Source organism: Streptomyces caelestis (assembly GCF_001279005.1).
GTDB lineage: Bacteria > Actinomycetota > Actinomycetes > Streptomycetales > Streptomycetaceae > Streptomyces > Streptomyces heliomycini.
Map to the genome: position 1 here is coordinate 1 of NZ_LGCN01000122.1, position 305 is coordinate 305.

General features: G+C 69.8%; 1 pseudogene. It reads right to left on the reverse strand.

Going from position 1 to position 305, the window contains the following annotated elements:
- A pseudogene (locus tag ADK41_RS12855) lies at positions 1-305 on the reverse strand (helix-turn-helix domain-containing protein); the annotation flags it as partial.

Here is a 305-nt window from a genome sequence, read left to right on the forward strand (position 1 = left end):
GTCGGGGGGTGTTGCTGCTTCGCGTCGGTGGTGGGGCTGGTTGCAGGAGGTGGTGCGGGTGATGAGGTGGCCGGTGGGGGTGCGGATGCGTTCGCGGCGGAGATAGCCGTGGGTCTCCAGTTCGCGCAGGGCGTCGCTGATGCGGGTGGCGCCTTCTTTGAAGCGGGCGGCGAGGCTCTTGATGTCCACGGGGGTGCCGGTGGGCAGCGACTGGATGTGGCAGGCGAGGCCGATGGCGACCAGGGACAGCTCGGGGTGCTGGGTGAGGTGGTTGCCGATCACCACGAAGCGGGTGGTGTGGCGGG